The organism is Arthrobacter sp. AB6 (genome assembly GCF_031844545.1).
Lineage (GTDB): Bacteria > Actinomycetota > Actinomycetes > Actinomycetales > Micrococcaceae > Arthrobacter.
On record NZ_JAUZVL010000040.1, the window covers coordinates 1 to 4,551 of the forward strand.

The following is a 4,551-nucleotide window of genomic DNA, read 5'->3' on the forward strand; positions in this document are numbered from 1 at the left end:
GTTTCAAGGAGCTTTGCAAATCGGCGTTTCCGCGATTTTCTCTGCTCTGAAACCGGCCCCGCCCGCGTTCGGCGCGCCAAGAGGCGAACCATTTTCAGGCTGTTTGGTAAGGGGTTTGGCCGCTATTTTTCCGCTTCAGCGGCGGCGACTCAGAAAACAATACACGGCGCGAAGCCGCTCCGCAAATCCTCTCCCAGGGACGGGGCCTACCCCTGGAAACCCCGGATTTCCGGGGTTTCCAGGGGTCTTTGGCCTTAGCCGGCACGTCTGCGCCACGCCCTCCAGCACTATGGACTGGCTCACATTTTGCAGCTCCCTTAGCTGCGCACCCTCAGGGTCAGGGAGAAGTCGGCTTCACGGGGCTCAAGACGGTACTGCGCCAGCACACCGGGACCACAAGCAGCGGTTCCCACCCCCCTGAGCGCATGGTCCAGATAGAGGTAGCTTCGGCCATCCGCCCTCAAGTCCGGCCGATGCGTCGCGGCGTGCAGGACGTCCTGGCTGTAGGGCCGGACAGTCAGCGCAAAAGAATCTCCCGCTATCTCCAGCGCCCGGTCCCCAAACCGCAATGCAGCCGACCGCACGCCGGACCGGGCGCCGCATTCCTGGGGCCGCACGTAGTCCACATCCATCCCCGAAAGCGGAATCGAGAACCAGCCCGTCCGCGCTCCCTGCCCCGTGTCCGGGTAGCTCTGGTGGGGACCCTGGCCGAACCAGCTCACCAGCTCCGCCTCTTCTCCCAGCACAAGTTCCAGCCCTATCCGCGCCCATTCCACGCCGTAGCCTCGATCGGTCCACGCGCCGTCCGGCCGGACCGAGGTCCGAAGCCCAACAGCTTCGCCATCGCTGGTCCACGCATAGTCCACCAACACTCCATACTGTTTGTCGGCAGCGCTTACACGCGTCCGGACGGTCAGGACTTCGCCGCCGTTTCGCCCGCCGTCGGCAGTGAAAGTACTGGAGCCAGGGGCGGCGCCGGCAGCGGCGTCCGCCGTGATACCCAGCAAACGGTTGTGGAGGCGGTTGAGGCCGGCATCCTTCCACCGGGCGGCCAGGGGACGCTCGTCGGCGCCGCCCCATTCACGGCCAAGGTCGTTGTCCGTGGGGGCCCACCACAGATTCAGCGCGAGCTTTTCCACGGGGATGCCGCCTATGGAGGTGGGCATGCCCGTCACCCGGCTGAAGACGATGGGGCCCAGCGTCAGTTCATCCTGCTGGACGTGCACCGCTGCAGCCGGCGCCGGTCCAGCCGGAGCGCCAGGCTCCCGGACGGACTGCCCCCAGGCAATTTCGTGACCAGCGGCAGCCCAAGCGGAATCAGCGGCGAGGACTGCGCTGACAGTCAGTACAGCAGGCCGGCCGTCATGCTCAGAGACGGCAAGGGCAGCGACACTGGCAGGCAGGGCAATGACCGCTTCCGCCTGTGGTGCCACGCGCGGAACGTCCAGCGTGCCGGCGTCGAGGGTCCTGCCCTGGGATTCCACCACATAACCGAAGCTGAACGCAGCAGTGTCCGCAAAGTCCTGGCCGTTGCGCAGTGTGAAACCGGACCAGTCGCCTGCCACCGCGATGCGCAGCGGCTCAATGACCTTCTTGAAGTCCAGCAAGCCCGGCCGGGGTTTGCGGTCCGCATCAACCAGGCCGTCGGTGACGAAATTGCCGTCGTGAACTTCTTCGCCGAAGTCCCCGCCGTAGGCGTAGTGCTCGCCACCGTCCGGGAAGGCGACGGTAATGCCGTGTTCCAGCCACTCCCACACGAAGCCGCCCATCAGGCGCGGGTACTTCTCGAAAAGCTCCTGGTACTCGCTCATGCCGCCGGGGCCGTTGCCCATGGCGTGGACATACTCGCAAAGGACAAATGGCATCGCCCTGCGCCGGGCATCCAGCGCGGCATCTTCGAGCGCCGGCTCAATCCCCTGCCCGATCAGGGCAGTTTCCGCCTGGCTGGCGTACATCCGGGAGTAGACGTCGACGTGCGCGGAGGACCAGTCGCCCTCGTAGTGGATGGGGCGGGAAGGGTCCCGGTCCTTGGTCCAGCGGGACATGGCGGCGAGGTTCCTGCCGGTGCCCGCCTCGTTGCCAAGCGACCACATGATCACCGCGGGGTGGTTCTTGTCCCGCTCAACCGTCCGGCGCATGCGGTCCACCAGGGCTGTTTCCCACTGCGGGTCGTCGCTCGGGTTTTGGGCCCAGCCGGCGCTTTCAAAGCCATGCGTTTCAAGGTCGCACTCGAGCACGACATAGAAGCCGAGCTGGTCGGCAAGTGCCAGGAACTCCGGGTGCGGCGGGTAATGGGAGGTGCGGATGGCATTGATGTTGTGCTGTTTCATGAGCCGCAGTTCGGCCTCCACTACGTCCCTGGGAACCACGCGGCCGAAGCGAGGATGGTGTTCGTGGCGGTTAACGCCGCGCAGCAGGATCCGCCGTCCGTTGACCTTGAATTGCGCGTCCTCGATGGTGATGCTGCGGAAGCCGAGCTGCAGCTCCACCGACTCTCCGGGGGTGCTGACGGTGGCCTCATAGAGCCGGGGCACCTCCGCAGACCAGGGTTCGACGGCGGGGATGCGCAGTTCCGTGCCTGCAGACAGTTCCGCATCCAGTTCGGCAACGCGGACGACGGCGTCAATCGCCTGTCCGCCCCGGGTCACCTCCACCTTGAGGGTGCCTTCGCCGGTGGCGTGGTCGTAGCCTGCGTGGACGAAGACGTCGTCGATGCCGGCCTCAGGCCTTGCCTGCAGCGTCACATCGCGGAAGATGCCGGGAAGCCACCACATGTCCTGGTCCTCCACGTAGCTGGCGGCCGAGAACTGCGCCACCCGCACAGCAAGGATGTTCTGCCCCTGAACCAGGATCCCGGATACATCGAATTCATGGGCCAGCCGGCTGCCGCGCGTAGTTCCAAGCTCTACTCCGTTCAGCCACACGGTTCCGGCGGACTCGATGCCGTCGAATCGCAGCAGGGCGTGCGGGAAGAACTCGGGGCCGGCCTCAAAGGCAACCAGGTGGTCGCCAATGGGATTGGCTTCCGGCACATGCGGCGGCTCCACGGCGAAGGGAAACTGGACATTGGTGTAGGCGGGAGTGCCATGCCCGTGCATTGGCCAGCAGGATGGTACGGGCAGGCTCTCGAATCCATTCAGGTCCTCGCCCTGCTGCCAGCCGGCTTTCGGTGCGGTCCGGATGCCGGAACTAAGGCGAAACTGCCAGTCGCCGTTCAACGACAGCCGTGGCGCGTCGCTGAGCAGGGAAGCGCGCGGAGGCAACGTACCCTTGCCCGGTTCAAGAGATTCCAGGTCCCTGATCTCGCCAGCCCCAAGATTCAGGCATCGGGCTGCTGAACCGGTCATGATTTCGGGCGTGCTGTCCGCCGTGGCGGTAAGGGAGTGGGCTTGCATGGGTTTCCTTGCTTCAGGGAGGCTGGGGTCGGGGTGCGGGAACCGTGGTCTCGACTGGCTATACGTGAACGTTCACGGCTCGCCGTTCAAGCCTATCCGTTCACGTCTGCTTTGAGAAGGGTCAGGCCGACTGGCGAAGCACCAGCCGGTGCTTGAGGACCAGGGCGGCGTCCGGGCTTCCAGCCTCTACTGCGCCGGACAGCAGATCTGCCACAAGTCCGACGGCGGCCCGGCCTACCGCACGCAGGTCCAGTGCGAGCGTGGTCAGCTCGGGCGAGATGAGTTCGCCCAGGGGTATGCCGTCCATGCCGATCACTGCACAGTCCCGCGGCACCGCCCTGCCGGCGGCGTGCAGGGCTTTGAGGGCTCCCGCCGCCATGAGGTCGTTGAACACCAGGAGCCCGTCGACCGTGCCGTGCTGCTCGAGCAGGGAGCGGACTGCGTCCCGTGCCGCCGGGGCTGTGTCCGCTGCCTGGCGGATGATGATGTCGATGCCGGCGTCGGCGGCCGCTGCCGCAACAGCGAGCCCGCGGGTGGTGGCCGGCCCTCCTTCGTCCGAATCCAGGTAGGCGATCTGCCGGCACTGTGCCGCCAGGAGGTGCTCCAGTGCCATCCGTGCCGCATGGACGTAGTCAAAGGAGATCCGGCCGGCGGCCTGTCCTGCCGGGTTGTCCAGGACCACCACAGGGCGCCGTCCCATCAAGGACTGGGCTTGATGCGAGCTGGCCCCAAGGTAGCCGATCAGGGCATCAACCTGGGGCGCGAGCCGGGCCACGGCGTCGAGGCCGTTTCCGCTGCCGTGGCCAAAATCATCCATGACCACGTTCCAGCCCCGCTGGGTGGCTTCCTCCACCACGCTGGATGCAAAGGCCGGGAAATAGGGGTTTGTGAGATCCGGAATGGCCAGCCCCAGTGAGGTTCGGGCGCCCTGCACCAGGCCCTTGGCAAACCGGCTGGGGGAATAACCGAGCTCTGTTGCCAGCGCCTTGACGCGCTCACGGGTGGCCGCGCTGATTCCTGGCATGTCGTTCATGGCCCGGGTGACTGTCTGCCGGGATACTCCTGCGGCGGCCGCCACGTCCAGGATGGTGGCGCGGCGGACCTGTGGGCCGCTGGAACTCGAGGTCATGACGGTAAGTCTAGGCTGGTGGTGGGT

At 66.0% G+C, this 4,551-nt stretch carries 2 protein-coding genes; both read right to left on the minus strand.

Features of this window, described 5'->3' with window-relative positions; all coding sequences use genetic code 11:
* Positions 1 to 317: 317 nt before the first annotated feature.
* On the minus strand, positions 318 to 3,395 hold the full coding sequence (locus Q9R30_RS19135) for a glycoside hydrolase family 2 TIM barrel-domain containing protein (protein ID WP_311218573.1): 3,078 nt from the start codon (positions 3,393 to 3,395) through the stop codon (positions 318 to 320).
* A 121-nt stretch (positions 3,396 to 3,516) separates the two neighbouring features.
* On the minus strand, positions 3,517 to 4,524 hold the full coding sequence (locus Q9R30_RS19140; RefSeq protein ID WP_311218574.1) for a LacI family DNA-binding transcriptional regulator: 1,008 nt from the start codon (positions 4,522 to 4,524) through the stop codon (positions 3,517 to 3,519).
* Positions 4,525 to 4,551: the final 27 nt, after the last annotated feature.

Excerpts from the sequence above, each read along its gene's own strand:
- Q9R30_RS19135 (WP_311218573.1), bottom strand. The coding sequence starts at position 3,395 with ATGCAAGCCCACTCCCTTACCGCCACGGCGGACAGCACGCCCGAAATC.
- Q9R30_RS19140 (WP_311218574.1), bottom strand. The coding sequence starts at position 4,524 with ATGACCTCGAGTTCCAGCGGCCCACAGGTCCGCCGCGCCACCATCCTG.